The organism is Pseudomonas citronellolis (genome assembly GCF_029335315.1).
Lineage (GTDB): Bacteria > Pseudomonadota > Gammaproteobacteria > Pseudomonadales > Pseudomonadaceae > Pseudomonas > Pseudomonas citronellolis_A.
This window is the reverse complement of record NZ_JARJLT010000323.1, coordinates 1-26,470: the sequence shown is the minus strand read 5'-3', so window position 1 is coordinate 26,470 and position 26,470 is coordinate 1. Positions and strand designations below refer to the sequence as shown.

Here is a 26,470-nt window from a genome sequence, read left to right as displayed (position 1 = left end):
GGGCAATTTCTATGCGACGGGCGCGGTTTCCCGCGCCAGGTTGAGGAAGGCGCTGGTCAGGCGCGCCTGGCGACGATCCTTGAGGCAGAACAGGTATTCGTCGATCAGCGGCGCGCCCTGCAGTTCCAGCACGCGCAGCTCGGGGTTATCCGGCACTTCCTGGCGGGCGATGATGCTCACCCCGAGGTTGCGGATCACCGCCTCGCGGATCGACTCGCGACTGCCGATCTCCAGCATCGAGGCCGGCGTCACGCCCGACTCACGCAGCATCTTCTCGGTCAGCTCGCGAGTGGTCGAGCCCGGCTCGCGCATCAGCAGGCAGTGGCTGCGCAGCTCGCCCAGGGCCACCGCGCGCTGCGCCGCCAGCGGGTGGCTGCGGTGCACCGCGAGCACCAGCGGGTCGCGGCCGAGCACCAGGTGGGTCAATCGGGCGTCATCCACCGGCTGCGACGAGGCGGCGAGGTCCACCCGGCATTCGTAGAGCGCCTCCAGCACCTGCTGAGAGTTGCCGATCTCCACCGACACCTCGATCTGCGGGTAGCGCTCGCGGAAGGCCTTGATCAGGCCCAGCACGTAATACGGAGAGGTGGCGCCGATGCGCAGGCTGCCGTGCATCTGCCCACAGTTGCGCAGGAAGAACTCGATGTCGGCCTCCTGCTGCAGCAACGCCTGGGCCATCGGCAGCAGGCGCGCGCCCTCGTCGGTCAGGGTCAGGCGGCGGCCGCCACGGTAGAACAGCTCCACCGCGTACTGCCCTTCGAGGTTGCGGATCTGCGTGGTGACCGTCGGCTGGCTGAGGCCGAGCTTCTTCGCCGCCTGGGTGATGCTGCCCAGGCGGGCGACCATATAGAAGGCCTTGAGTTCGGCGCTCAACATTGCTCGGGCTGCTCCTGAAAATCCCGCATGACGCCAAGCCTCTGGCGCCAATCCTTTGAATTCAATCACTTACCACGCATCGCCGGCAGCGCTAAAAGGTCAACAAAGCTGACCTGAATCAGCGAGCCGGGGAATCCGGCTGGACAGCCCCGGCATCGGGGACTTTCATTGCCGTCAGATAATTCATACAGCGATACCAGAGGTGCGGCGACGGACCTGCCGCGAGGAGTTCGACATGAGCCACAAGGTGATGATGGTCTTCGGCACCCGCCCGGAAGCCATCAAGATGGCCCCGCTGGCGCGCGCGCTGCGCGCCCTGCCGGAGCTGCAACTGCACATCTGCTCCAGCGGCCAGCATCGGGAAATGCTACAGCAAGTCCTGAGCTCCTTCGAACTGAGCGTCGACGAAGACCTCGACGTGATGACCCAGAACCAGACCCTCAACGGCCTCGCCCAGCAACTGCTGGGCAAGCTCGACGCCGCCTACGAGCGCCTGCAGCCGGAGCTGGTGCTGGTCCACGGCGACACCACCACCAGCTTCATCGCCGCCCTAGCCGCCTTCCAGCGGAAGATTCCCATCGGCCATGTCGAGGCCGGCCTGCGCACCGGCAACCTGCAGCAGCCCTGGCCGGAAGAAGCCAACCGGCACCTCACCGGGGTGATCGCCGACCTGCACTTCCCGCCGACGAAAAAAGCCCGCGACAACCTGCTGCGCGAAGGCGTCTCCATCGACCAGATCGAAGTCACCGGCAACACCGTGATCGACGCCCTGCTGTGGATGCGCGACCACCTCCGCGCCAGCGCCTGGCAACCGGCGCCCGATTCGCCGCTGGCGGCGCTGGACCCCGGCAAGCGGCTGATCCTCATCACCGGGCACCGCCGCGAGAACTTCGGCCTGGGCTTCCAGCACATCTGCGAAGCCATCGCCGAACTGGCCCGGCGTTACCCGGACGTGCAGTTCGTCTACCCGGTACACCTCAACCCGCAGGTGCAGCAGGCGGTCTACGGGCTGCTTTCGGACAAGCCCAACGTGCACCTGATCGCGCCCCAGGACTACCAGCATTTCGTCTGGCTGATGGACCGCGCCTACCTGATCCTCACCGACTCCGGCGGCATCCAGGAAGAAGCGCCGGCGCTGGGCAAGCCACTGCTGGTGCTGCGCAAGGTCACCGAGCGGCCGTCGGTGCTCGAAGGCGGCACCGTGCTGCTGGTGGGCACCAACCCACGGCGTATCGTCGAGGAAACCAGCACCCTGCTCGACGACGCCGAGACCTACGCGCGCATGAGCCGCGTATTCACCCCCTTCGGCGACGGCCACGCCAGCGAACGCATCGGCGCGCGGCTGCTCGCCTGGTTCGCGCAACGCAATTCGAGTGAGGACCGATGAGCCTGCTGCTGGTCGATGTACTGACTTACGTCCTCTATGCCCTGAAGCTCCTGGCGATCCTCCTGGCCCTGCTGATGTTCCTGCTGGGCCTGGACGACCTGTTCATCGACCTCGTCTACTGGGGCCGCCGGCTGATCCGCCAGCTGCGCATCTACAGCCGCTTCGAGCGCGCCGACGAGGAACGCCTGTACGCCGCCAAGGAGAAACCCCTGGCGATCATGGTGCCGGCCTGGAACGAGGTCGGCGTGGTCGGCGAGATGGCGCGCCTGGCGGCCTCCACCCTGGACTACGAGAACTACCAGATATTCGTCGGCACCTACCCCAACGACCCGGACACGCAGAACGACGTCGACGCCGTCTGCCTGCACTTCCCCAACGTCCACAAGGTGGTCTGCGCGCGCCCCGGGCCGACCAGCAAGGCCGACTGCCTGAACAACATCATCGACGCCATCCTGCGCTTCGAGGCCGACGCCCGGGTGGAGTTCGCCGGCTTCATCCTGCATGACGCCGAGGACGTCATCTCGCCGCTGGAGCTGCGCCTGTTCAACTACCTGCTGCCGAGCAAGGACCTGATCCAGATCCCGGTCTACCCCTTCGCCCCGGAATGGAAGGGCTTCACCGCCGGGCACTATGTCGACGAGTTCGCCGAGAACCACGGCAAGGACGTCATCGTCCGCGAGGCGCTGACCGGCCAGGTGCCCAGCGCCGGCGTCGGCACCTGCTTCAGCCGCCGCGCCATCGCCGCGCTGCTGGAGGACGGCGACGGCATCGCCTTCGACGTGCAGAGCCTCACCGAGGACTACGACATCGGCTTCCGCCTCAAGCGCAAGGGCATGAAATGCATCTTCGCGCGCTTCTCGGTGGACGACCCGAAACTGGCCCTGGAGCGCCACTTCAGCTTCGGCATGAACCGCCGCTTCGCCCAGGTGATCTGCGTGCGCGAGCACTTCCCGCGCGACCTGCAGCACGCCATCCGGCAGAAGTCGCGGTGGATCACCGGCATCGTCTTCCAGGGCACGCGCAACCTCGGCTGGAGCAGCAAGGCGATGCTCAACTACTTCCTCTGGCGCGACCGCCGGGGAATGATCGCCTACCTGCTCAGCTTCCTGGTCAACCTGCTGTTCCTGGTGCTGCTCGGCATGTGGCTGATCACCCTGCTGGCGCCCAACGCCTGGCACTTCCCCTCGCTGCTGGCCGACAGCGCGCTGCTCAGCGGCCTGCTCTGGCTCAACGGCCTGATGCTGCTCAACCGCCTGTTCCAGCGCGGCTGGTTCGTCACCCGCTACTACGGCATCGGCGAGGGCCTGCTGTCGGCGCCACGGATGATGTGGAGCAACTTCGTCAACTTCTTCGCCAACCTGCGCGCCCTGCGCCAGGTGCTGGAGATGGGCGATTCGCGGCGCGTGGCCTGGGACAAGACCACCCACGAGTTCCCGGCGCTGGCCAGCCCCCAGCGCAGCGCCCTGGGCGGCCGCCTGGTGGCCGAGGGGCTGGTGACCCAGGAACAGATCGAGGCCGCCGCGACCAACCCGGTACGCCGCCGCCTCGGCCGCGAGCTGCTGCTGCGCGGGCTGATCGACAGCCAGCAACTGGTCCAGGCGCTGGCCGAGCAGCTCGACGAGCCCTGGGCCCCGCTCAACCCCTTCAAGCTCGACGCCCGGCTGCTGCGCGACTTCCCCCGCCGCCTGGCGCTGCGCTACGCCGTGCTGCCGGTGGAGGACGACGGCAAGAGCCTGGTGCTGGCCAGCGAGCGCCAGGTCAGCCAGGTGTCCCTCGGCGCCATCGGCCGCCAGCTCGGCCGCCCGGTGAGCTGGCGCCTGGCGCCCCAGGGCCGGGTCACCCTGGGCCTGCGCTACTGGTATGGCGGCGAGCGCCTGAGCGAAGAAACCCGCACCGTGCTGCACGTGCTGGAACAGCACCAGGACGACGAGCGACTGATGGAGAACATCTGCAAGCGCCAGGTGCTCTTCGGCGACATGCTCCAGGTGCGCGGCATCCTCCCCTCGGCGCTGCTCAACCAGGCGCTGATCGACTTCGACCCGGAACGCCAGTCCCTCGGCCAGCACCTGCTGCAGCGCGGCATGATCGACCAGCGGGTGCTCGACGACGCCCTGCGCCAGCAGGCCGAGGAGCAGCACGCCGCCTACCTGCTGGCCAAGGAGGTCGTGTGAATCTGCAACGCGGCGCCCTGTGCGGCGCCCTCCTGCTGGCCATGGCCGCGCCGCTGGCCGCACAACCGCTGAGCGACTTCCAGAAATTCCGCAGCTACCCCTACATGGACCGCGCCTACCGCGAGGCCGGCAAGGACAACTGGCCGGAAGTGGAACGGCTGATGCGCCACCTGCTCGGCTCGGTGCCGAACAACCAGGAAGCGCGCACCCTGCTGGTCGAGGCCCTGGCCAAGCAGCGCCGCTACGCCGACGCCGAGAGCGTGGCCAAGGCCGGCGGCGACGACGAACGCCAGGCGCTGATGGAACTGCGCCTGGCCTGGATCGAACAGGACCCGCCCGCTCCCGAGGTCATCGGCGCCTGGCTGGCGCACAGCCAGGGCAACGACCGCGTGCGCCTGTGGCAGGCCTATAGCCTCAGCCTGGGCAAGCGCCAGGGCCCGAAGCAGGCGCTGGACTGGCTGGACACGCTGTCGCCCAACGGCGACGGCAAGGTGCTGCGCGAAGCGCGGGCGAACTGGGCCGAGCAACTGCGCGACTGGACCACCACCATCGACCAACTGGCGCCCCTGGCCGCCAACGGCCAGCTCGGCGGCGAGGACTGGCAGCGCCTGGCCAACGCCTACGCCCAGCGCCTGGACGAGGCGCCCCTGGAAGCACTGCTGAAGTCCGCGCCCTCCCCTGAGGCCGCTCGCCGCGCGCGCCAAGCCATGGCCCAGCGCGCCATCGCCGTCGGCAACCAGCAACTGGCCCAGCGCTGGCTGCCGGACGCCGACCAGGCCAGCCCGGAACAGCGCGAGCAATTGCTGGAACTGGCGCGGCAGAGCAACGACGCGGCGCAGGTCCAACGCCTGAGCAACGACCTGCGGCGGCCCTGCCTGGAAACCGTCGACTGGCTCTCCGGCCACGACCGCCAGGCGGCCTTGCAACAGCTGCGGCAATGCCGCCCGGAAGACTCCCCGCAGGCCTGGCTGGTGCTGGCCCAGCGCCTGGGCGCGGTCGACCTGCTGGGCACGACGACACTGCCCGAGCCGTGGGACGCCAAGCGCCGGGAAATCCTCGTCGACACCCTCCGCACCGAGGGCCGCAACCGCGAGGCGCTGGCCTATCTCGCCCGCCAGCCGCAGACGCCGAACGTGCTGCGCCAGCGCGCCGAACTGCTGCAGGCCGCCGGCCGCCGTAGCGAAGCGGCGCGGCTGTGGGAAAACCACTACCGCCAGACCGGCAGCTTCGCCTCCCTCGACCAGGCCAGTTACCTGACGCTCGACAGCGGCGACGAAGAGCATGCCCGGCAACTCCTCGAACAGGCCTTCGACCGCTATGGCGCGCGCATGCCGGCGCCGCTGCTGAAGCGCCTGGCCGACCTGGAAAGCCGCCCCGGCGCGCGCCTGGACCTGGCGCGCGCCAAGCGCCTGCTCGCTGCCCTGTCCGCCGAGGAGCGCGGCCAGCTGATCGCGCGCCTGGCGGAAAGCGGCCACTGCGACCTGGTCCAGCGCCAGGTCGGCGCCAACCCCACGTCCACCGGCGAGCTGCGCGCCCTGGGCCGCTGCGCCATGCCCGGCCAGCCGGGCAGCGCGGTGGTCTACTACCAGACGGCGCTGGCCCGCGGCGACCAGGGCGCGCGCCTGCCGCTGGCCTACGCCCTCGATGCCGCCGGCGACCCCGCCGGCGCCCTGCGCATCTGGCGCAGCGTGCCGGACGCGCAGCTGGACGACGCCGCACGGCTGACCGCCGCCCGCGACGCCCTCGCCGTACAGGACCTCGCCAGCGCCGAACGTTACTGGCAGCAGGCGCGCCGGCGCGGCGCCGACGACTGGGCCCTGGGTGCCAGCATCGCCGGCGCGCGCAATGCCCCGCAGGAAGCCCTGGCCCGCCAGCGCCAGGCCCTGCAGCACCAGCCCGACGCCGGGCACTTCTACGCCGCCGCCGGCACCGCGCAACGCGCCGGCGACCGCGCGCAGAGCACCGCCTGGCTCGCCGAAGCGGTCCGCCGCGCCCCGGACAACCCGCGCTACCGCGCCGACTACGGCATGCGCCTGGCCAGCGCGGACACCCCGCAGGAGCGCCGCCAGGCCATCCCCTACCTGCAGCGCGCCACCCGCGACTACCCGGAGGACTACCGCCTGGGCGAAACCCTCGCCTGGCGCTACGACGAGGCCGAGGACAGCGCCGCCGCGCGCGCCGAGCTGCGCCGGGTGATCGACCTGGAGCAGCAGCCGGTGGCCGCCGACGACGACCAGGGCAGCATGGAGGCGCGGCGCTTCCGCCAGCGCCGCGCGCACCAGACGCTGTCCCAGCGCGACAACCTGACCCTGGCCAGCACCTGGTCGCCGGCCGGCATCACCACGGTGCCGATCTTCAATCCCGACACCGGCGCCAGCAAGGGCCAGAGCCGCCGCGCCAAGGCGCAGAACGTGCAGACCTTCATCTGGGACCACGCCCTGGGCGAGGAGCCGACGCGCAACGGCAGCACCCTGTCGGTCTACGGCCGCGCGCTGACCGGCAACGAGGGCCGCAAGCGCTACGCGCAGTTCATCGCCACCGGCCTCGGCCTGCGCTACAAGCCGTTCGGCGCGTACAACCTGAACCTCTACGGCGAGCTGTACAAACAGAACACCATCCCCGCCGACGATCCCGACGACGCCTACCCCGGCGAGCGCCTGCACCACATCGGCACCCCGGAGAAGTTCGAGCGCTACATGCGCCGCCGCGACAAGTACGGCCAGACCAGCACCGACTTCCTCCTGCGCGCCACCGCGTCCTTCCTCGACCAGGGCGAATACCGCAACGACTGGCGCGTCGACGAGGACGACTGGGACGAACGCTTCCTCTACCTCGACGCCGCCTGGTGGACCCACGCCGGCGACCACCAGTGGGTCTCGCGCTACCAGCAGGGGCACGCCTGGAAGCTGCCCACGCAGTCGCCGCAGACCCTGATGCCCTATGGCTTCGGCGAGTTCTCCGCACAGGACCCGGACAACGACTGGCGCCAGGACCTGCGCAGCGGCGTCGGCCTGCGCTGGCAGTACTGGTACGGCGAGGACCGCTACAACGCCTACCGCGCCCACGTCACCGTGCGCACCGAGTTCCAGTGGGGCCTGGCCGGCAACCTGTACGAGCAGGCCAACGGCTGGCTGGTCGGCCTGGAGGTGAACTTCTGATGCGCCACTGCCTTTATCTCATCGCCCTGCTCGCCGCCCTGGCACTGCCGGCGCAGGCCGAGGAACGGCTGTTCTACCAGCCGCTCAACGCCGACGCCGCGCTCGACCAGGCGCAATGGCGGCAGATCTGGCAAGCCAGCGCCGCTCAGGGCGTGCGCACCCTGATCGTGCAGTGGAGCGCCTACGGCAGCGACACCTTCGGTGGCCCCGGCGGCTGGCTCGAACGCAGCTTGCAACAAGCCCACGACGCCGGCCTGCGGTTGATCGTCGGCCTGTACATGGACCCGGCCTACTACCGGCGCCTGGAAGAACTCGACGGCCCCGGCCTGGAAACCTACTGGCAATACCAACTGGGCCGCTCGCTGACCCAGCAGCGCCTCCTCCGGCGCGACTGGAAACTACCGGTGGCCGGCTGGTACCTGCCGCTGGAGCTGGACGACCTGCACTTCCTCGACGAAGGTCGCCGGCAGACCCTGCGACGCCAGCTCAAGGACTTCGCCGGCCAGCTCGACGCGCCCCTGCAACTGAGCGCGTTCAGCGCCGGCAAGCTGGCGCCGGCGGTCTACGCCGCCTGGCTGCAGGACCTCACGGGGCTGGGCATCCAGGTCTGGTGGCAGGACGGCAGCGGCACCGCCGCGCTGTCGCCGCTGGCGCGCCAGGCCTACGCCGGCGCCCTGCCCTGCGCCGTCGGCATCGTCCAGGAAGCCTTCCGCCAGACCAGCGCCCCCGGCCAGCCGTTCCGCGCCGAACCGGCCGCCCTCCAGGCGGCGCCCGGCTGCCACGCGCTGGCGGTGTTCGAGCTACGCTATCGCCCATGGGCCGGCATTCTGCGCACGCCCGCCGCGCCGGCCCCCTGAACCCAGCCCAAGGACACTCGCCCCAGCGCCATGCTCAAAGCCGTCGAACGCCAGGCCCTGCAACACCCGATCACTCCGGCGTTGCAGCGCGAATTCCAGCAGAACGACTATGAACACCAGCACCAGTTCTGCCTGCTGGTGTATGCCATCAGCAGCGGCATCTGGTTCCTCTTCGACCTGATCGTGAGCTTCCAGGGCGGCCAGGGCTTCACCCCGCTGTCGGTGCTGTTCCTGCTGCTGCTCTACGGCCACCTCGCCGCGCTCCAGGTGGTGCGCCAGGCCAACCGGTTCCAGTGGCTCAACCTGAGCTTCGTGTTCATCTACGTGCTCGGCCTGCGCCTGATCATCGCCGGCCTGCCGGTGATCCTGCAGCCGGTCTGGCTGACCCTCACCGCCTCGGCGATGCTCTACTGCGCCTCGCTGATGCCGCTGCGCACCTGGTCGTTCGTCGGCGTGGTGGCGCTGGTCTGGGTGCTGCTGTCACCCATGACCAATCCGGCGCCGGTGGGGCCGTTCCGCCTGACCCTGCTGATCAGCTACTGGCTGTTCTTCACCGGCCTGACCTGCTACAGCTACCGGCACAACCTGCTGGCCAAGCAGACCAATTACGTCATGGCCACGCTGCTGCTGGAGCAGGCCTACGTCGATGCCCTGACCGAAATCCCCAACCGCCGCGCCTTCATGACCAGCGTCGAACGCCTGATGCAGGAACCCGGCGAGCAACGCCGGTACCTGGCGATGATCGACATCGACGACTTCAAGAAGGTCAACGACCGTTTCGGCCACGACATCGGCGACGAAGTGCTCAAGCACGTCGCCAAGCAAATCGCCCGGGTCATGGCCACGCACCAGTTCGCCCGCCTGGGCGGCGAGGAATTCGGCATTTTCCTGCAAGGGTTGTCGCGCCTGGAGGCCGAGCAATCCGTCGCGGAACTGTGCCGGCAGGTGCATGACAGCCCCTGCGAGCCGCCGGTGACGATAAGCATCGGGCTGGCCCTGATCGACCGCGACGGCACCCTCAGCCAGGCGCTGATCAAGGCCGACAAGGCGCTGTACGAGTCCAAGCACAACGGCAAGAACCGCTTCACGTACGCGGCCTGAGGAAAGAGAGAGGGGGCGAAACGGGAGGGATGGCGTCCCCAACTGGATTCGAACCAGTATCTAGCCCTTAGGAGGGGCTTATTCTATCCCTTGAACTATGGGGACACGCCTGGGCCCGCGGCTGGCGCCGGGACCGGGTCGGCATGTTAACCAGCGTCGGCGCATTTGTCATGCCGCCGCGCCGAATTCGCGACGTCACCGGAGGCCCGCATGGTCGAACCACTGCATAACGTCCACACGCTGATTCCCGACTCGCCGTTCGCCACCTTCGAGGTGCGCGTCGCCACCCGCGCCGACGCCCAGGCCCTGGCGCCGCTGCTGCAGCAACTCGACCCGGCGGAACCTGCGCCCGACGTCGCCCTGCTCGCCCTGCGCCTGGAAGCGCCGGACGCCAGTCGCGTGGTGCTGGTGGCCGAACGCGACGGCCGCCTGCTCGGTACCTGCACCCTCAACCTGATCGAACACCTGGCCCACGGCTTCGCCCGCTCGGCGATCCTCGAAGACATGCTGGTGGACAGCCGCGCGCGCGGCCAGGGCATCGGCCAGGCGCTGGTCGGCAGGGCCGCGCAACGGGCCCGTGAATGGGGTTGTTACAAATTGGCGTTATCCAGCCACCAGGACCGCGAGGCGGCACACCGCTTCTACGCCGCCCTGGGCTTCGCCGCCCACGGGGTCAGCCTGGCGTTGCCGCTGGACTGACGTCGTCGGCCGCGAGCAGGGCCAGCAGGCCGCGCACGCTGAGGTCGAGGCTGGCGGAGTTGTCGAGGACCTGCAGCGGCCCTTCCAGGCCATCGGCGAAGGCGGCGTTGCGCGCCAGGCGCGCCTCGATCTCCTCCGCCGTTTCCCGGCCGCGCGCCACCAGGCGCTGGCGCAGGACCTGCGGGGCGACCTGCAGGAGCACCGCCTGCAGGCCCGGGTAACGCCGCCGGGCCTCGGCCAGGTAGCCGCGCGAGCCGTTGACCAGCACCACCTCGCCCCGTTCCAGCCAGGCGTCGATCTGCTTCGGAATGCCGTAGCACAGCCCGTTGGCGCGCCAGCTCATGGCGAAGGCACCGTCGCGCTCCAGGGCCTCGAAGGCCTCCACGCTCACCGCCTCGGCGTCCTCGCCACGCGCCTCGGCGGAACGGGTGATCACCCGCCGGACGACGTGCCCGCCGCGTTCGGCCAGCGGCGCGGCGGCCGCCTGCAACAGACTGTCCTTGCCGGAACCCGAGGGGCCCATCAGATAGATCAACTTGCCGGTCATGTTCGTCTCTGCCCCGGGCCTCCCAGGGCACGGACGCTGCGTATGATACCCGCCCTTTGGCTGTACGAAAGTGGGAAAGATGCCGGAACCGTCTCTGCAGAAACGATCCAGCTATGACATCATCCGCGCCGGTGAACCTTTGCCCATGCTGCTTGTCGGATAGTGGCGCAATGGCAGCTGCGACACCGGGCATGGACTAATCTGAAGAAGGTGTCCCGAAGCGTCACACCCATCGAAAGTGAAGTTATGCAGATGCCCTCGCATTTCGGACGATTGGTGCTGGCAATTAGCCTCCATGCAACGCAGAATATGACGCAGAATTGACGTCAAGTAATTGGACGGGCCAGCCAGTTACTGCCCTTGCGCTGAACGGCCAACGGATTCCGCTGTCAAAGGGACTCGAACACAGACCCTATTTGGCACCGTCTCCCTGACTTACAGGTTTAATGTATGCGCCCATTGAAACAGGCAACCCCTTCCTACTCCAGCCGTACCGCTGACAAGTTCGTCGTCCGTCTGCCCGAGGGCATGCGCGAGCGTATCGCCGAGGTCGCCCGCAACCACCACCGCAGCATGAACTCGGAGATCATCGCCCGCCTGGAGCAGAGCCTGCTGCAAGAGGGTGCCCTGCAGGACAACCTCGGCATCCGCCTGGACAGCCCGGAACTGAGTCTGCACGAGCGCGAGCTGCTGCAACGCTTCCGCCAGCTGACCCACCGCCAGCAGAACGCGCTGATCGCACTGATCGCCCACGACGCGGAAATGGCCAGCAACGCCTGAGCCTCGCCTCGTACCGAAACAGCCGGCCCCGCGCCGGCTTTTTCATGCCTGGAAGAATCCCGGCCCCCAGAAACGCGAAAACCGCCCGCAGGCGGTTTCTCGTCGGCGCGCCGAACCTACATGAGGAACAGCGTGGCGAGGCCGAGGAAGATGAAGAAGCCGCCGCTGTCGGTCATGGCGGTGATCATCACGCTGGAGCCCATCGCCGGGTCGCGCCCCAGGCGCAGCAGGGTCATGGGGATCATCACCCCGGCCAGGGCCGCCAGCAGTAGGTTGAGGGTCATGGCCGCGGTCATCACCACGCCCAGCTCCCAGTTGCCGTACAGGTAGAAGGCCACGATACCGATCACCCCGCCCCAGACCAGGCCGTTGACCAGCGCCACGCCCAGCTCCTTGCGCAGCAGGCGGGTGGCGTTGCTGGTCTGGATCTGGTCCAGCGCCATGGCGCGGACGATCATGGTGATGGTCTGGTTGCCGGAGTTGCCGCCGATGCCGGCGACGATGGGCATCAGCGCGGCCAGCGCCACCAGCTTCTCGATCGAGCCTTCGAACAGGCCGATCACCCGCGAGGCGACGAAGGCGGTGATGAGGTTGGTGGCCAGCCAGGTCCAGCGGTTGCGCACCGATTTCCACACCGAGGCGAAGATGTCTTCCTCCTCGCGCAGACCGGCCATGTTCAGCACTTCGGTCTCGCTTTCCTCACGGATGAGGTCGACCATCTCGTCGATGGTCAGGCGGCCGATCAGCTTGCCGTTCTTGTCCACCACCGGGGCGGAAATCAGGTCGTAGCGTTCGAACGCCTGGGCGGCGTCGTAGCCGTCCTCGTCGGGCTGGAAGGTCACCGGGTCGGTGGCCATGACCTCGGCCACCTGCTTGTCCGGGTCGTTGACCAGCAGGCGCTTGATCGGCAGCACGCCCTTGAGCAGGCCGTCGTAGTCGACCACGAACAGCTTGTCGGTGTGTCCCGGCAGCTCTTTCAGACGACGCAGGTAGCGCAGCACCACTTCCAGGCTGACGTCGTCGCGGATGGTGACCATCTCGAAGTCCATCAGCGCGCCGACTTCGTCTTCCTCGTAGGACAACGCCGAGCGCACGCGCTCGCGCTGCTGCGCATCGAGGGTTTCCATCAGCTCGTGGACGACGTCGCGCGGCAGTTCCGGGGCGAGGTCGGCGAGTTCGTCGGCGTCCATTTCCTTGGCCGCGGCGAGGATCTCGTGATCGTCCATGTCGGCGATCAGCGTCTCGCGGACGGCGTCGGAAACTTCGAGGAGGATGTCGCCGTCGCGCTCGGCCTTGACCAGCTGCCAGACCGTCAGGCGGTCACCCAGCGGCAGGGACTCGAGGATGTGGGCGATGTCGGCGGGGTGCAGGTCGTCCAGCTTGCGCTGGAGCTCGGCGAGATTCTGCCGGTGTACCAGGTTCTCGACGAGGTCCTGGTGCTGGCCTTCCTGGCGATGCGCCAGGTCTTCGACCAGCTTGTGCTTGTTCAGCAGCTCGACCACCTGGTTCAGGCGATCCTGCAGGCTTTCCTGCGGCTTCTTGGCTTCTACTTCGGTCATAGCACGCTCCACCCCCAGCGGCGGAGCGCGCACGGAGGGTCAGTACATCAGGTCGTGTTCAGGCAATCGGGGTTCTGAGTAACTACTGGGTAAGTCCATGGTGGTGTGCCCACGCGCCCATTTCGGGCAGATAGGGGAAATGATAACACTCCGGCAGCGCTTCCGCGTTACAAAATCGCGGCCAGAACAATCGCTTGCGCCACAATTCTCAGGGCTGGTTCATTCAGGATCGAAGACGCGGGAAAAGCCTTTCGAGACACCCGGAATTTTCCAGCGCACGGGCACAGTAGCCTGCACGGACCCCGTCACGGAGGACCGGAAATGCGCTTGGCCACCCTACCCCTGCTGCTGACCCTGACGGCCTTCGACGGCCAGGCCGCCTCACTGTTTCGCTGCGAGGACGCCGACGGCCAGCTGAGCTTCCGCCAGCACGGCTGCCACGAGGGCGAACACGAGAGCCGCGTTCGCGCGCACAACCCGACACCCGGCAGCGGCAAACCGATACCGCTGGCCCGGCCACAGGCGGGCCAGCGACGCAGCGCGGTCGTGGTGGTCGGCGAACGCCAGGATGGCTGTGGCAACCTGCTCGGCGACACCGAGCGGCGCACCGCGATCATCCAGAAACGCATCCGCAAGGGCATGACCCGCGCCGACGTCGAGAGCGCCTTCGGCCGGCCCGACCGCATCAGCCAGCAGGACGCGCGCCTGCGCTACCACTACGACGCCCGCCCCGGCCAGGGCAAGCGCAGCGTGACCTTCGACGAGTTCGGCTGCGTGGACGCAAAGACCCCGCGCAAGCGCCGCTGAGCGCGCCCCGGCGCGTCCGGAAAAATCGCGGGCAAAGAAAAAGGGCCTGCATTTCTGCAGGCCCTTTCGGTAGATGGCGCACTCAGGAGGATTCGAACCTCCGACCGCTCGGTTCGTAGCCGAGTACTCTATCCAGCTGAGCTATGAGTGCGCTGGTTGGTGCAGTTTAGCCAGATCCACCATCTGGTGCAGCGCTTGGGCCTTGGCCTTCGCCGCTACTGACGTCCGCTTTCGCGTACCGTCGGTGTAATGGCGCACTCAGGAGGATTCGAACCTCCGACCGCTCGGTTCGTAGCCGAGTACTCTATCCAGCTGAGCTATGAGTGCGCTGACAGGGCGCAAATTCTAGTCTGAACTTTCCGACTCGTCAACCAGATTTTTCAATCTTTTCAGTAGCTTAGCTACCTGACTCGTCATTCACACCAGAGCGTGCAAATGGCGGAGAGGGGGGGATTCGAACCCCCGACACCCTTTTGAGGTGTACTCCCTTAGCAGGGGAGCGCCTTCGGCCACTCGGCCACCTCTCCGCAACACGGGGCGCATGATATCCATGTTTTCCCCGTTTGCAAAGGAATTTTTTTAGAAAAATTAATGGTTTGGTTCTTGGTCTTTCTCTTTCTGAATCCGCTGGTAGATCTCTTCGCGGTGGACAGCGACTTCCTTCGGCGCATTCACACCAATACGCACCTGATTTCCTTTGACGCCCAGCACAGTCACGGTGACGTCATCACCAACCATCAGGGTCTCTCCGACCCGGCGAGTCAGAATCAGCATTCCTTTCTCCTTTCGTGTTTCGGATAAGCAGTCTGCAAAAAAGAAATGGCGGCAGAGCCACGAAATATCAAGTGTGTGCTCCTTCACCCAAGTATTGACCAGTCCGCTGGGAATGAAAGTTCCTAGGCACCGATCAAAAACGACAAAAGGCGCGGGGTAAGCCGCGCCTTTTGCATATCCCGCCCTTACTCGCCCTGACGGGCCGGGGCGTCCAGCTCGAAAGCGGTGTGCAGGGCGCGCACCGCGAGCTCCAGGTATTTCTCTTCGATGACCACGGAAACCTTGATTTCCGAGGTGGAGATCATCTGGATGTTGATGGTCTCCTTGGCCAGCGCTTCGAACATGCGGCTGGCGACACCGGCGTGGGAACGCATGCCGACGCCGACGATGGAGACCTTGGCGATGTTGGTGTCGCCGGTGGCTTCGCGCGCGCCGATGTTGGCGGCGGTCTGCTTGAGGATCTCCAGCGCCGCCAGGTAGTCGTTGCGGTGCACGGTGAAGGTGAAGTCGGTGGTGTTATCGTGCGAGACGTTCTGCACGATCATGTCGACTTCGATGTTCGCGGCGCTGATCGGCCCGAGGATCTTGAAGGCCACGCCGGGGGTATCCGGTACGCCACGGATGGTCAGCTTGGCTTCGTCGCGGTTGAAGGCGATGCCGGAGATGATCGGCTGTTCCATGGATTCCTCTTCATCAAGGGTAATGAGGGTGCCCGGACCCTCCTGGAAGCTGTGCAGCACGCGCAGCGGGACATTGTATTTGCCGGCGAACTCCACCGAGCGGATCTGCAGCACCTTGGAGCCGAGGCTGGCCATTTCCAGCATTTCCTCGAAGGTGATCTTGTCCAGTCGGCGGGCGTGCGGCACTACGCGCGGATCGGTGGTGTAGACGCCATCGACGTCGGTGTAGATCTGGCACTCGTCGGCCTTCAGCGCCGCGGCCAGGGCCACGCCGGTGGTGTCGGAGCCGCCGCGGCCGAGGGTGGTGATGTTGCCGTGCTCGTCCACGCCCTGGAAGCCGGCGACCACGACCACGCGGCCGGCCTTGAGGTCGGCGCGGATGTTGGCGTCGTCGATGCTCAGGATACGCGCCTTGGTGTGCGCGCTGTCGGTCAGGATGCGTACCTGGTTGCCGGTGTAGGACACCGCCGGCACACCGCGCTTGATCAGGGCCATGCTGAGCAGGGCGATGGTCACCTGCTCGCCGGTGGAGACCATGACGTCCAGTTCGCGCGGAACCGGCTGGTCCATGATCTGCTTGGCCAGGCCGATCAGGCGATTGGTCTCGCCGCTCATGGCGGAAACCACCACCACGATATCGTCACCCGCCTCGCGGAATTTCTTCACCTTCTCGGCCACCTGTTCGATTCGCTCGACGGTGCCGACGGAGGTCCCTCCAAACTTCTGTACGATCAAAGCCATTTCAAAAGCCGCCTGATTCCTGAAGGGCGCCCATTAGACAGACATCACTGTCTGTTGCCAAGGCCCGCCGGACGCGCTGCGGGCCCCGTCTCTGCTGTGTTTACCGGCCCTGTTCGACGAAGCTCGCGGCCAGCGCCAGCGCCTCGTCCAGCTTGCCGGCGTCGGTGCCGCCGCCCTGGGCCATGTCCGGGCGACCGCCGCCCTTGCCGCCCACGGCCGCCGCCGCCTGTTTCATCAGGTCGCCGGCCTTGAGCTTGGCCGACAGGTCCTGGGTGACCCCGGCGACCAGCACGACCTTCTCTTCGAACACGCCGCCGAGCAGGATCACGCCGCTGCCGAGCTTGTTCTTCAACTGGTCGACCAGCGCCAGCAGCGCCTTGCCGTCCAGGCCGTCGAGACGCGCGGCGAGGACTTTCACCCCGGCCACGTCCACGGCGGAGCCGGCCAGGTCGTCACCGGCGGCGCTGGCGGCCTTGGCCTTGAGCTGCTCCAGTTCCTTTTCCAGCTGGCGGTTGCGTTCGAGCAGGCCGGACAGCTTGTCCAGCAGGTTGTCGCGGCTGCCCTTGACCAGGCCGGCGGCTTCCTTGAGCTGCTCTTCGGCGCCGTTCAGGTAGGCCAGCGCGGCCGCGCCGGTCACCGCTTCGATACGGCGCACGCCGGAGGCCACGCCGCCTTCGCTGGTGATCTTGAACAGGCCGATGTCGCCGGTGCGGGACACGTGGGTGCCGCCGCACAGCTCGACGGAGAAATCGCCGCCCATGCTCAGCACGCGCACCTGGTCGCCGTACTTCTCGCCGAACAGCGCCATGGCGCCCTTGGCCTTGGCGGTCTCGATGTCGGTCTCTTCGGTCTCGACCTCGCTGTTGGCGCGGATTTCGCGGTTGACGATGTCTTCCAGCTGCTTCAGCTGCTCGGGCTTGATCGCCTCGAAGTGGCTGAAGTCGAAGCGCAGGCGCTGGCTGTCGACCAGCGAGCCCTTCTGCTGGACGTGGTCGCCCAGCACCTGGCGCAGCGCGGCGTGCAGCAGGTGGGTGGCCGAGTGGTTCAGCGCGGTGGCCTGGCGCACCGAGGCGTCGACCTCGGCCTTGACCGCGGCGCCGACGCTCAGGCTGCCCTGGGCGACGATGCCGTGGTGCAGGTGGGCGCCGCCGGCCTTGGTGGTGTCGCGCACGTCGTAGCGCACGCCGGCGCCGGACAGGGTGCCGCAGTCGCCGACCTGGCCGCCGGATTCGGCGTAGAACGGAGTCTGGTCGAGGACGACCACGCCCTCCTCGCCTTCATTGAGTTTCTCGACGGCCTTGCCGTCCTTGAACAGCGCGATGATCTGGCCGGCGCCGGACACGCCCTGGTAGCCCAGGAAGCGGGTGTCGCCGTCGACTTTCACCAGGCTGTTGTAGTCCATGCCGAAGGCGCTGGCGGAGCGGGCGCGCTCGCGCTGGGCCTCCATCTCGCGCTCGAAGCCTTCCTCGTCGAGGGTCAGGCTGCGCTCGCGGGCGATGTCGTTGGTCAGGTCGACCGGGAAGCCGTAGGTGTCGTACAGCTTGAACACCACGTTGCCGGGGATGACGCTGCCCTTGAGCTCGGAGAGGTCCTGCTCGAGGATCTTCAGGCCCTGCTCCAGGGTCTTGGCGAACTGCTCTTCCTCGGTCTTGAGCACGCGCTCGATGTGCGCCTGCTGTCGCTTCAGCTCGGGGAAGGCTTCGCCCATCTCGCCGGCCAGCGCCGCTACGATCTTGTGGAAGAAGCTGCCCTTGGCGCCCAGCTTGTTGCCGTGGCGGCAGGCGCGACGGATGATGCGGCGCAGCACGTAGCCGCGGCCTTCGTTCGACGGCAGCACGCCGTCGGCGATCAGGAAGCTGCAGGAACGGATGTGGTCGGCCACCACTTTCAGCGACGGCGCGTCGTCGTTGGCGCAGCCGATGGCTTCGGCGGACGCCTTGAGCAGGCTCTGGAACAGGTCGATCTCGTAGTTCGAGTGGACGTGCTGCAGGACCGCGCTGATGCGCTCCAGGCCCATGCCGGTGTCCACGCTCGGCGCCGGCAGCGGGTGCATGACGCCGTCCGCGGTGCGGTTGAACTGCATGAACACGTTGTTCCAGATCTCGATGTAGCGGTCGCCGTCTTCGTCCGGCGAGCCGGGCGGGCCGCCCCAGATGTCGGCGCCGTGGTCGAAGAAGATCTCGGTGCAGGGGCCGCAGGGGCCGGTGTCGCCCATCGCCCAGAAGTTGTCGGAGGCGTAGGGCGCACCCTTGTTGTCGCCGATGCGGACCATGCGCTCGGCGGGTACGCCGACTTCCTGGGTCCAGATGTCGTAGGCCTCGTCATCGCTGGCGTAGACGGTGACCCAGAGCTTCTCCTTGGGCAGGTTCAGCCACTTGTCGGAGGTCAGGAATTCCCAGGCGTAGGTGATGGCGTCGCGCTTGAAATAGTCGCCGAAGCTGAAGTTGCCCAGCATTTCGAAGAAGGTGTGGTGGCGCGCGGTGTAGCCGACGTTTTCCAGGTCGTTGTGCTTGCCGCCGGCGCGGACGCATTTCTGGCTGGTGGTGGCGCGGGTGTAGGCGCGTTTCTCCAGGCCCAGGAAGCAGTCCTTGAACTGGTTCATCCCGGCGTTGGTGAACAGCAGGGTCGGGTCGTTCGCCGGAATCAGCGAACTCGACGCTACGCGGGTGTGCCCCTTCTCTTCGAAGAAGCGGAGGAAGGCTTCACGGATTTCAGCGCTTTTCATAGGTTCTTCCACGGAAAAATGCGGCCACGAATCGCCGGCAAAGGGCCGCATTATATCGGCCCTTGATCAAGGTTGTAGTGTCTTTGCGCGATAGTTAACGCCTATCGCACGGCAATTTGCCTTCAGTTACGACGAAAGGCGGCAAAAGCCTCGAGAATCGAGGGGATATCCGCCGTCTTGACGTCCAGGTGGGTGACCAGGCGCAGGCGCGCGGCGGCGCTGACGCGGATGCCGCGTTCGGCGAGGAAGTCGCGCAGGGCTTCGGCGTGCTCGCCGGCGGCGACGTAGACCATGTTGGTCTGCACCGGCTCCACGGCATAGCCCAGCTCCGCCAGGCCGCGGCCCAGGGCCTCGGCGTTGGCGTGGTCCTCGGCCAGCCGCTCGACCTGGTGGTCCAGGGCGTACAGCCCGGCCGCCGCGAGGCCGCCGGCCTGGCGCATGCCGCCGCCGACCATCTTGCGCAGGCGACGGGCCGTGCCGATCAGCTCGGCGCTGCCGCACAGCACCGAGCCCACCGGCGCGCCCAGGCCCTTGGACAGGCACACCGAGACGGAATCGAAGTGGCGGGTGATCTCGCCGGCGTCCACGCCCAGCTTCACCGCCGCGTTGTACAGGCGCGCGCCGTCCAGGTGCAGGCCCAGGCCTCGGCGGCGGGTCAGTTCGCGGGCGGCGGCCAGGTAGGCCTGCGGCAGCACCTTGCCCTGCATGGTGTTTTCCAGCGCCAGCAGGCGGGTGCGGGCGAAGTGGAAGTCGTCCTGCTTGATGGCCGCCTCGACCTTGCCCAGGTCCAGCGAGCCATCGGCCTCGCCGTCGATCGGTTGCGGCTGGATCGAGCCCAGCACGGCGGCGCCGCCCCCCTCGTATTTGTAGGTGTGCGCCTGCTGGCCGACGATGTACTCGTCGCCACGGCCGCAGTGGGCCATCAGCCCGAGCAGGTTGCTCATGGTGCCGGTGGGCACGAAGAGCCCGGCGGCGAAGCCCAGGCGCTCGGCCAGGCTGGCCTCCAGGCGGTTGACGGTGGGGTCTTCGCCGTACACATCGTCGCCCAGCTCGGCCCGCGCCATGGCCTCGCGCATGCCGGCGCTGGGCTGGGTGACGGTGTCGCTGCGAAGGTCGATGACGGGCATGGCGGGGCTCCTGGAAAGCGGGAAAGAGCCCGATGCTATGCGCTTCCAGGGGGAGCGACAAGGTGAGCTCCGGCAGGAGCGCGCCATGCGCGCGATTTGCGAGCGTGGCCCACTCCTGCAGGGGCAGGAGCGGGCGCCGGGATCAGAGCTCGGTGGGCACCACCAGAATGCCGGCGCGCAGGCCGTTCCTCACCCGGGGATTGGGGAAGATGATGCGCGCGCCCTTCTCTTCCACGATCCAGCGGGTGCCGCCGATGTCCTCGGCGAGCAGGTAGCCGTGCTTGAGCTCGGTGAAGTTGTCCACCGCGTCATCCAGGTGCAGGCGGAAGTGGTCGCTGTGCTTGATCACCTCGCGGGACACCGCGAACAGCTGCAGGCCGTCCAGCCCGGCGTCCGGGTTCGCCGCCTCGGCACCGCCGATCAGGGTTTCCAGCAACGCCTCCAGGCGATCCAGGTTGACCGCCTGGTTCTGCCCGAACGGCCGCGCCTTGCCCAGTTCCAGGGTGAAGGCCTCGGCGCCCAGGCGGCTATAGGTGTAGGAGCTGAAGGTGATGCCGGTCTTGTTCTGCAGCAGCACCGCGTCGATACCGGCGCTGCGCAGGCGCGCCAGTTCCGCGCGGGAGTGCTCGCGGCCCTCGCTCCAGGGGTAGAGCGCGAACTGTTCGATCTTCGAGCCTCGGATCGCCGTGTGCAGGTCGTAGTGCAGGCGCTGGCGACCGTCGCGGGCGAAGAAGGCCGCGGCCAGGCGCTCCAGCTCCGAGGCGCGCAGCGCTTCGCTGCCGCTGCCGTCTTCGTGGCGGCCACAGAACAGGCGGTTGATGTCCTGCTCCAGGTAGCGCTCGCCACGGCGCATGGCTTCCGGGTTGCCGAACAGGAACAGCAGGCGCGAGGCCGGCTTGAGCTGGCCACGGGCGATGCGCTGGATGAGACGGTCGAGCAATTCGATGGGCGCCGTCTCGTTGCCGTGGATGCCGGCGGAGAGCAGCAGGTCGAGGCCATTGTCCTGGCCGCTGGCCGGGGTGACTTCGAGGGCGCCGGTGGCCAGCCAGTGCAGGCGCGTGCCGTCGGCGGTGAGCTGGATCTTTTCGGTCGGTTCGCGGCCGACGAGGGTCAGGTCGAGCAGCTTGCCCAGTGCTAGCATGCGCGGGTCTCCCTGGCGGCCGCCGCCCCTGACGGGCGACGGCCCCTGGTTTCAGTGATGGTCACATCCACAGTCTGGACCATGATCGTGAACTTCGGCGGCTTCCAGCTCCAGGCTCAGGCTGAGCTGGTTCACCGCCTGCGGACGAACCACCAGCAGCGGCACCTCGGTGTCTTCCTCGAAGGACTCGGCGTAGATCAGCAGGCCGCCCTTGCCGTCGGCCTCCAGCCACAGCTCGCGGCCCTCCAGGCGGATGGCGAGGCGGGCGCTGTGGGTCTCGCGGCGAGCGCCGGTGGCGTCTTCGAGGATCAGCGGCAGGCTATCGGTGGTCATGGCGTTCAACTCATCTGGAAGGGGTAGACGGAGCCCAGTTTAAGGATCTGGCTCAGTTCATCCAATGCCGTCCGGCATTCCAGCAGCAATTGCGGGTCGGCCAGGTCGGCCTCGGACAGGCGGTCGCGGTAGTGCTTGTCGACCCAGGCCACCAGGGTGTCGTACAGCGCCGGGGTCATCACCACGCCAGGGTTCACCGCGGCCAGCTCGGCCTCGTTGAGCGCCACGCGCAGGCGCAGGCAGGCCGGCCCGCCGCCGTTCTGCATGCTCTGCTTGAGATCGAAGACCTTCACCTCGCGGATCGGCCCGCCCTCGGCGGTCAGGCGCGACAGGTAGTTCCAGACGCGCTCGTTCTGCCGGCATTCCTCGGGAACGATCAGCAGCATGGAACCGTCGGCGCGGCTGAGCAGCTGGCTGTTGAACAGGTAGGAGCGGACCGCGTCCTCCACGCTCACCTGGTCGCCCGGCACCCGCACCGGCTGGAAGCGGCCGCCACGGCGCGCGAGCTTGGCGTCCAGCTCGGCCAGCACCTGGTCGGTGTCGAGGAAGGCGTCCTGGTGGTAGAACAGCACCTCGCCGTTGCCCACCGAGATCACGTCGTTGTGGAACACGCCCTGGTCGATCACCGCCGGGTTCTGCTGGGCGTAGACCACGCCCTCCTCGCCCAGCCCGTGCAGGCGGGCCACCGCCTGGCAGGCTTCCAGGGTCTGCCGCGCAGGGTAGCGCTGCGGCGCCGGGAAGCGGTTGTCGAAGGCGCTGCGGCCGAACACGAAGAACTCCACGCCGGCGGCGTCGTAGGCCTTGCAGAAGCGCGTGTGGTTGGCCGCGCCCTCGTCGCCGAACTGCGCCACCGCCGGCAGCGCCGCGTGGTGGGCGAAGTGTTTCTCGTCACGGAACATGGCGCCGAGGATGCGGCTGGTGACCGGGTGCTCGATGGAACGGTGGAACTTGCAGTTCAGGTTGGCGGCGGTGAAGTGCACCCGGCCGTCGGCGGTGTCGGCGCTGGGGCTGACGGTGGCGGCGTTGGCCGTCCACATGCAGGAAGCCGAGCTGACCGCGGCGAGCAGCGGCATGGCTTCCTTGGCGGCCTTGGCGATCACCTCGGCGTCGCTGCCGGCGAAGCCCAGTTCGCGCAGCGAGGCGACAGCCGGGCGTTCCTGCGGGGCCAGCACGCCCTGCTTGAAGCCCATTTCCATCAGCGCCTTCATCTTCGCCAGGCCCTGCTTGGCGGCCTCCTTCGGGTTGGAGGCAACCTGGCTGTTGCTCTGCGAGGCGACGTTGCCGTAGGACAGGCCGCCATAGTTGTGCGTCGGGCCGACCAGACCGTCGAAGTTCATCTCATGGGCGGTCATCACAGGCTCACTCCCGGAGTCAGGGTTGCAGGCAGGCTGAGGCTTTCGCTTTCCAGGGAGGCCACAGGGTAGGCGCAGTAGTCGGCCGCGTAGTAGGCGCTCGGGCGGTGGTTGCCGGAGGCGCCGATGCCGCCGAAGGGCGCGCTGCTGGCGGCGCCGGTCAGCTGTTTGTTCCAGTTGACGATGCCGGCGCGGCTGTCGAGCAGGAAGCCCTCGAAGCGCTCGCGGGAATCGGACAGCAGGCCGGCGGCCAGGCCGTACTGGGTGGCGTTGGCCTCGCGCACGGCTTCGTCGAAGTCGGCGTAGCGGATCACCTGCAGCAGCGGGCCGAAGAACTCTTCGTCCGGGCGCTCGGCGACGGCGGTCACGTCGAGGATGCCCGGGGTCAGCAGCGCCGCGCCGGCCAGCGGCTGGGACATCGCCAGCAGCGCCACGGCGCCCTTGGCCAGCAGCTGTTCCTGGGCCTTGAGCAGGTGCTCGGCGGCGCCCAGGGAGATCACCGAGCCCATGAACGGCGCCGGCTGTTCGTCGAAGCGACCGACCTTGATGCTCGCGCTCACCGCCACCAGGCGCGCCAGCAGGGCGTCGCCCCATTGGCCTGCGGGCACCAGCAGGCGCCGCGCGCAGGTGCAGCGCTGGCCGGCGGAGATGAAAGCGGACTGGATGATGGTGTAGACGGCGGCGTCGACGTCCTTCACCTGGTCGACGATGAGCGGGTTGTTGCCGCCCATCTCCAGCGCCAGGATTTTCTGCGGCTGGCCGCCGAACTGGCTGTGCAGCAGGTTGCCGGTGCGGCTGGAGCCGGTGAAGAACAGGCCGTCCAGGTCCGGGTTGGCGGCCAGCGCCATGCCGGTTTCGCGGGCGCCCTGCACCAGGTTGAGCACGCCCGCCGGCAGGCCGGCGTCGTTCCAGGCGCGCACGGTCAGCTCGGCGACCTTGGGGGTCAGCTCGCTGGGCTTGAACACCACGGCGTTGCCCGCCAGCAGCGCCGGCACTATGTGGCCGTTGGGCAGGTGGCCGGGGAAGTTGTACGGGCCGAACACCGCGACCACGCCGTGCGGCTTGTGCCGCAGCACCGCGGTGGCGTCGGCCAGCGGGCCGCTCTTGATGCCGGTGCGCTCGCGGTGCGCCTGGACCGAGATGGCGACCTTGTTGACCATGCTGGTGACTTCGGTGACGGCTTCCCAGAGCGGCTTGCCGGTTTCCTCGCCGATGGCCCGCGCCAGCTCGTCGCTGCGCGCCTTGAGGGTGCCGGCGAAGGCTTCCAGCACGCCGATGCGCTCTTCCAGCGGGCGTCGCGCCCAGGCCGGGAAGGCGGCGCGGGCGGCGGCCACGGCGGCGCCGACCTGGCCGGCGCTGGCGCCATGGCCGTTCCAGACCACGGCCTGGCTGACCGGGTCGAGGGATTCCAGGGCCTCGCCCTCGCCCGCCAGCCAGTGGCCGGCGATGTAGTGGGTAGTCATCTCTTGTTCTCCTCCGATCCGCACGGGATCAGCTGCGTTTTCCGGCGGACAGCGGCACCGCGCGCACCGAGGCGCCGGCGGCCAGGCGCAGGCGCTTGGCGGTCTGCGCGTCGACCACCAGGGACCCGGCGGCGAGCCGCGCGGGGGCCGCGGTGATGCGGCATTCCTCGCGCTTGCGGTTGTGGATCAGGTAGGGCTCGGCGTCGTCGCCGGGCGTACCGATGGCCAGCACCAGGGCCTGGCTGTCGGCGATGGCGCGGATTTTCTCGGTCGGCGCCTCGATGGCCGGGCCTGCGTCGAAGATGTCGACGTAGCCCTGGTAGCTGAAGCCCTCGCCCTTGAGCATGGCCAGCGCCGGCTCGGTGTCCGGGTGCACGCGGCCGATCACGTTGCGCGCCTCTTCCGAGAGGAAGCAGGTGTAGAGCGGGAATTTCGGCATCAGCTCGGCGATGAAGGCCTTGTTGCCGACCCCGGTCAGGTAGTCCGCCTGGCTGAATTCCATCTTGAAGAAGTGCCGGCCCAGGCTTTCCCAGAACGGCGAGCGGCCTTCGGCGTCGGACATGCCGCGCATCTCGGCGATCACCTTGTCGCCGAACAGCTCGCGGAACTCGGCGATGAACAGGAAGCGCGCCTTCGACAGCAGGCGCCCGTTGAGGCCGCTGCGCGCGTCGGAACGCAGGAACAGCGAGCACAGCTCGGACTGCCCGGTGAGGTCGTTGGCCAGGAACAGCGTGGGAATCTCGCGGTGGATGCCCAGCTCCTGGGAGGCGCTGACGGTGAGGCCGACGCGATAGTTGTACCAGGGCTCGCGCAGGCCGACGGCGCCGGCCACGGCGGAGATGCCGACGACCTTGCCGGCGTCGTCCTCGAGGACGAAAAGGTAGTCGGCGTCGGCGCGCTCGGCTTCGCCGCGGAAGGCCTTCTCGGCCCAGCCGACGCGGTGCGCCAGGCGTTTCTCGTTGGCCGGCAGCGTGGTCAGCCCGGTGCCGGTGCTGCGCGCCAGTTCGATGAGCGCCGGCAGGTCGGCGCTGGTGACGGGACGAACGATCATATGCACTCCAGGAACGGGTTAGACCGCCACCAGGCGGACGCTGGCGCCTTCGCCGATGCCCAGGGCCTCGGCGGTTTCGGCGCTGAGGGTCACCGGCTTGCCGGGCACCCAGTCCAGCTCGGCGACCACCGCGCGGTAGTCCTGCAGCAGGCCGTTGGTGACCAGGTAGCTGCGGGTGGCCTTCGGCACCTCGCCGATGCGCACCGGCACCAGGCGGCTCTGGGCGATCGAACGGATGCCGGAGACGCGCGCGTGCAGGGTCGGGCCGCCGTCGAAGATGTCGATGTAGTTGTCGGTCTCGAAGCCTTCGCGCATCAGGATGTCGAAGGTGATCTGCGCGCGCGGGTGCACCTGGCCCATGGCCTCCTGGGCCTCGTCCGGCAGCAGCGGCACGTAGATCGGGTAGTGCGGCATCAGCTCGGCGAGGAAGGTGCGGCTCTTCAGCCCGGAAAGCTTCTCGGCCTCGCTGTAGTTGAGGTCGAAGAAGTTGCGCCCCACGGCGTTCCAGAACGGCGATTCGCCCTGGTCGTCGCTGTAGCCGACGATCTCGGTGACCACCGCGTCGGCGAAACGCTCCGGCTGGCTGGCCATGAACAGCAGGCGGCCGCGGGAGTTGAGTTCGGCGATGGGGGTGTTCACCAGCTCGCGCTGGACGTAGAAGCTGGTCAGCAGGCTGTTGCCGGTAAGGTCGTGGCACAGCGAGAGGACGTGGATCTTGTTGTGGATCTTCAGCTCGCGCGAGGCGTGCACGAAGGTCTCGTTGCGGAAGCTGTAGAACGGCTCGGAGAAGCCGGCCGAGGCGACGATGGCCGAGCAGCCGACCAGTTGCCCGGTCTGCGTGTCCTCGATGACGAAGAAATAGCTCTCCTCGCCGTTGTAGCTGACTTCAGCGGCGAACGACGCCTCCGAGGCCAGGATCTTTTCCTTCAGTCTTTCCGCGTCGTCCGGCAGCGACGTGACGCCGACCGGGCTGTCCGCGGCGAGACGCTGCACCTGCTGCAGGTCGGCCGCTTGGGCGGGGCGCATCACCAGCATGGCGTCACTCCTCTAACCAGACAAACCATATGAACCGCCCCGCATCGCGCGCAGGGGAAGTCCTGCGCCAACGCATTCGGGGCCTGCGAAGAACGGCCGGGCGGAC

21 protein-coding genes and 4 tRNA genes are annotated in these 26,470 nt (G+C 67.8%); 8 read left to right on the top strand and 17 right to left on the bottom strand.

The annotated features are described in order from the left end of the window. Positions 1 to 9: 9 nt before the first annotated feature. A complete protein-coding gene (locus P3W75_RS24195; protein WP_276229849.1) occupies positions 10 to 876 on the bottom strand; it encodes a LysR substrate-binding domain-containing protein in 867 nt (288 codons plus the stop codon). 235 nt (positions 877 to 1,111) lie between these two features. On the opposite strand from P3W75_RS24195, the gene wecB reads away from it, so the two are divergent. Genes wecB through P3W75_RS24170 form a run of 5 tightly spaced genes read left to right on the top strand, consistent with a single transcriptional unit; the run spans position 1,112 to position 9,550 of the window. Next, on the top strand, positions 1,112 to 2,263 hold the full coding sequence (gene wecB, locus P3W75_RS24190; RefSeq protein WP_276229848.1) for a non-hydrolyzing UDP-N-acetylglucosamine 2-epimerase: 1,152 nt from the start codon (positions 1,112 to 1,114) through the stop codon (positions 2,261 to 2,263). Next, on the top strand, positions 2,260 to 4,434 hold the full coding sequence (gene nrfB, locus P3W75_RS24185; RefSeq protein ID WP_276229847.1) for a cyclic di-3',5'-guanylate-activated glycosyltransferase NrfB: 2,175 nt from the start codon (positions 2,260 to 2,262) through the stop codon (positions 4,432 to 4,434). The genes wecB and nrfB overlap by 4 nt, the downstream gene beginning before the upstream one ends. 41 nt (positions 4,435 to 4,475) lie before the next feature. Continuing rightward, positions 4,476 to 7,592 (top strand): NfrA family protein, encoded by a 3,117-nt coding sequence (locus tag P3W75_RS24180; RefSeq protein ID WP_276229850.1) that lies wholly within the window; start codon positions 4,476 to 4,478, stop codon positions 7,590 to 7,592. Beyond that, on the top strand, positions 7,592 to 8,449 hold the full coding sequence (locus P3W75_RS24175; protein ID WP_276229846.1) for a DUF4434 family protein: 858 nt from the start codon (positions 7,592 to 7,594) through the stop codon (positions 8,447 to 8,449). The genes P3W75_RS24180 and P3W75_RS24175 overlap by 1 nt, the downstream gene beginning before the upstream one ends. A gap of 30 nt (positions 8,450 to 8,479) precedes the next feature. Continuing rightward, a complete protein-coding gene (locus P3W75_RS24170; protein ID WP_276229845.1) occupies positions 8,480 to 9,550 on the top strand; it encodes a GGDEF domain-containing protein in 1,071 nt (356 codons plus the stop codon). A 30-nt stretch (positions 9,551 to 9,580) separates the two neighbouring features. On the opposite strand, the gene P3W75_RS24165 is transcribed toward P3W75_RS24170, so the two are convergent. Then, positions 9,581 to 9,655, bottom strand: a tRNA-Arg gene (locus tag P3W75_RS24165). Positions 9,656 to 9,760: 105 nt separating this feature from the next. Between P3W75_RS24165 and P3W75_RS24160 the strand changes: the two genes are divergently transcribed. Further along, positions 9,761 to 10,249 carry a GNAT family N-acetyltransferase gene (locus tag P3W75_RS24160; RefSeq protein WP_276229844.1) on the top strand — a complete coding sequence of 163 codons (489 nt, stop codon included), beginning with the start codon at positions 9,761 to 9,763 and terminating at the stop codon, positions 10,247 to 10,249. Here the strand turns inward: P3W75_RS24160 and phnN are convergent. After that, positions 10,224 to 10,796 (bottom strand): phosphonate metabolism protein/1,5-bisphosphokinase (PRPP-forming) PhnN, encoded by a 573-nt coding sequence (gene phnN / locus P3W75_RS24155; RefSeq protein WP_276229843.1) that lies wholly within the window; start codon positions 10,794 to 10,796, stop codon positions 10,224 to 10,226. The two genes, P3W75_RS24160 and phnN, sit on opposite strands and share 26 nt — an antisense overlap. Before the next feature lie 450 nt (positions 10,797 to 11,246). Between phnN and amrZ the strand changes: the two genes are divergently transcribed. After that, entirely contained in the window at positions 11,247 to 11,576 is a 330-nt protein-coding gene (amrZ, locus tag P3W75_RS24150; protein ID WP_009620783.1) for a transcriptional regulator AmrZ, read from the top strand. 116 nt (positions 11,577 to 11,692) lie between these two features. On the opposite strand, the gene mgtE is transcribed toward amrZ, so the two are convergent. Further along, on the bottom strand, positions 11,693 to 13,135 hold the full coding sequence (gene mgtE, locus P3W75_RS24145; protein WP_276229842.1) for a magnesium transporter: 1,443 nt from the start codon (positions 13,133 to 13,135) through the stop codon (positions 11,693 to 11,695). Positions 13,136 to 13,456: 321 nt separating this feature from the next. Here mgtE and P3W75_RS24140 point away from each other — a divergent pair, with 321 nt between their 5' ends. After that, on the top strand, positions 13,457 to 13,942 hold the full coding sequence (locus tag P3W75_RS24140; RefSeq protein ID WP_276229841.1) for a hypothetical protein: 486 nt from the start codon (positions 13,457 to 13,459) through the stop codon (positions 13,940 to 13,942). A gap of 74 nt (positions 13,943 to 14,016) precedes the next feature. Here P3W75_RS24140 and P3W75_RS24135 read toward each other — a convergent pair. From P3W75_RS24135 to aruF, 13 genes are all read right to left on the bottom strand, one after another. Further along, positions 14,017 to 14,093, bottom strand: a tRNA-Arg gene (locus P3W75_RS24135). A 99-nt stretch (positions 14,094 to 14,192) separates the two neighbouring features. Next, positions 14,193 to 14,269 (bottom strand) — tRNA-Arg (locus P3W75_RS24130). A 109-nt stretch (positions 14,270 to 14,378) separates the two neighbouring features. Continuing rightward, a tRNA-Ser gene (locus P3W75_RS24125) sits at positions 14,379 to 14,469 on the bottom strand. A gap of 61 nt (positions 14,470 to 14,530) precedes the next feature. Continuing rightward, positions 14,531 to 14,716 carry a carbon storage regulator CsrA gene (csrA, locus tag P3W75_RS24120; RefSeq protein ID WP_003085981.1) on the bottom strand — a complete coding sequence of 62 codons (186 nt, stop codon included), beginning with the start codon at positions 14,714 to 14,716 and terminating at the stop codon, positions 14,531 to 14,533. A 185-nt stretch (positions 14,717 to 14,901) separates the two neighbouring features. Further along, a complete protein-coding gene (locus P3W75_RS24115) occupies positions 14,902 to 16,137 on the bottom strand; it encodes an aspartate kinase (protein WP_276229840.1) in 1,236 nt (411 codons plus the stop codon). A 100-nt stretch (positions 16,138 to 16,237) separates the two neighbouring features. Beyond that, positions 16,238 to 18,862, bottom strand: a complete 2,625-nt coding sequence (gene alaS, locus P3W75_RS24110) for an alanine--tRNA ligase (RefSeq protein ID WP_276229839.1) — start codon at positions 18,860 to 18,862, stop codon at positions 16,238 to 16,240. A gap of 122 nt (positions 18,863 to 18,984) precedes the next feature. Further along, positions 18,985 to 19,989: a low-specificity L-threonine aldolase gene (gene ltaE, locus P3W75_RS24105; protein WP_276229838.1), complete on the bottom strand. Its 1,005-nt coding sequence runs from the start codon at positions 19,987 to 19,989 to the stop codon at positions 18,985 to 18,987. 142 nt (positions 19,990 to 20,131) lie between these two features. Next, the gene (gene astE / locus P3W75_RS24100) at positions 20,132 to 21,130 is read right to left on the bottom strand and encodes a succinylglutamate desuccinylase (RefSeq protein ID WP_276229837.1); all 999 of its coding nucleotides are present in this window, start codon (positions 21,128 to 21,130) and stop codon (positions 20,132 to 20,134) included. A 51-nt stretch (positions 21,131 to 21,181) separates the two neighbouring features. Further along, on the bottom strand, positions 21,182 to 21,463 hold the full coding sequence (locus P3W75_RS24095; RefSeq protein WP_276229836.1) for a GTPase: 282 nt from the start codon (positions 21,461 to 21,463) through the stop codon (positions 21,182 to 21,184). 5 nt (positions 21,464 to 21,468) lie between these two features. Continuing rightward, positions 21,469 to 22,815 (bottom strand): N-succinylarginine dihydrolase, encoded by a 1,347-nt coding sequence (astB, locus tag P3W75_RS24090; RefSeq protein WP_276229835.1) that lies wholly within the window; start codon positions 22,813 to 22,815, stop codon positions 21,469 to 21,471. After that, a complete protein-coding gene (astD, locus tag P3W75_RS24085) occupies positions 22,815 to 24,278 on the bottom strand; it encodes a succinylglutamate-semialdehyde dehydrogenase (protein ID WP_276229834.1) in 1,464 nt (487 codons plus the stop codon). Before astD ends, astB begins: the two co-directional genes overlap by 1 nt. A 28-nt stretch (positions 24,279 to 24,306) precedes the next feature. Further along, positions 24,307 to 25,329, bottom strand: coding sequence for an arginine N-succinyltransferase (gene astA / locus P3W75_RS24080; RefSeq protein ID WP_276229833.1), 1,023 nt, complete (start codon positions 25,327 to 25,329; stop codon positions 24,307 to 24,309). Between the two features lie 18 nt (positions 25,330 to 25,347). Continuing rightward, positions 25,348 to 26,364 carry an arginine/ornithine succinyltransferase subunit alpha gene (gene aruF / locus P3W75_RS24075; protein ID WP_276229832.1) on the bottom strand — a complete coding sequence of 339 codons (1,017 nt, stop codon included), beginning with the start codon at positions 26,362 to 26,364 and terminating at the stop codon, positions 25,348 to 25,350. Positions 26,365 to 26,470 lie beyond the last annotated feature (106 nt).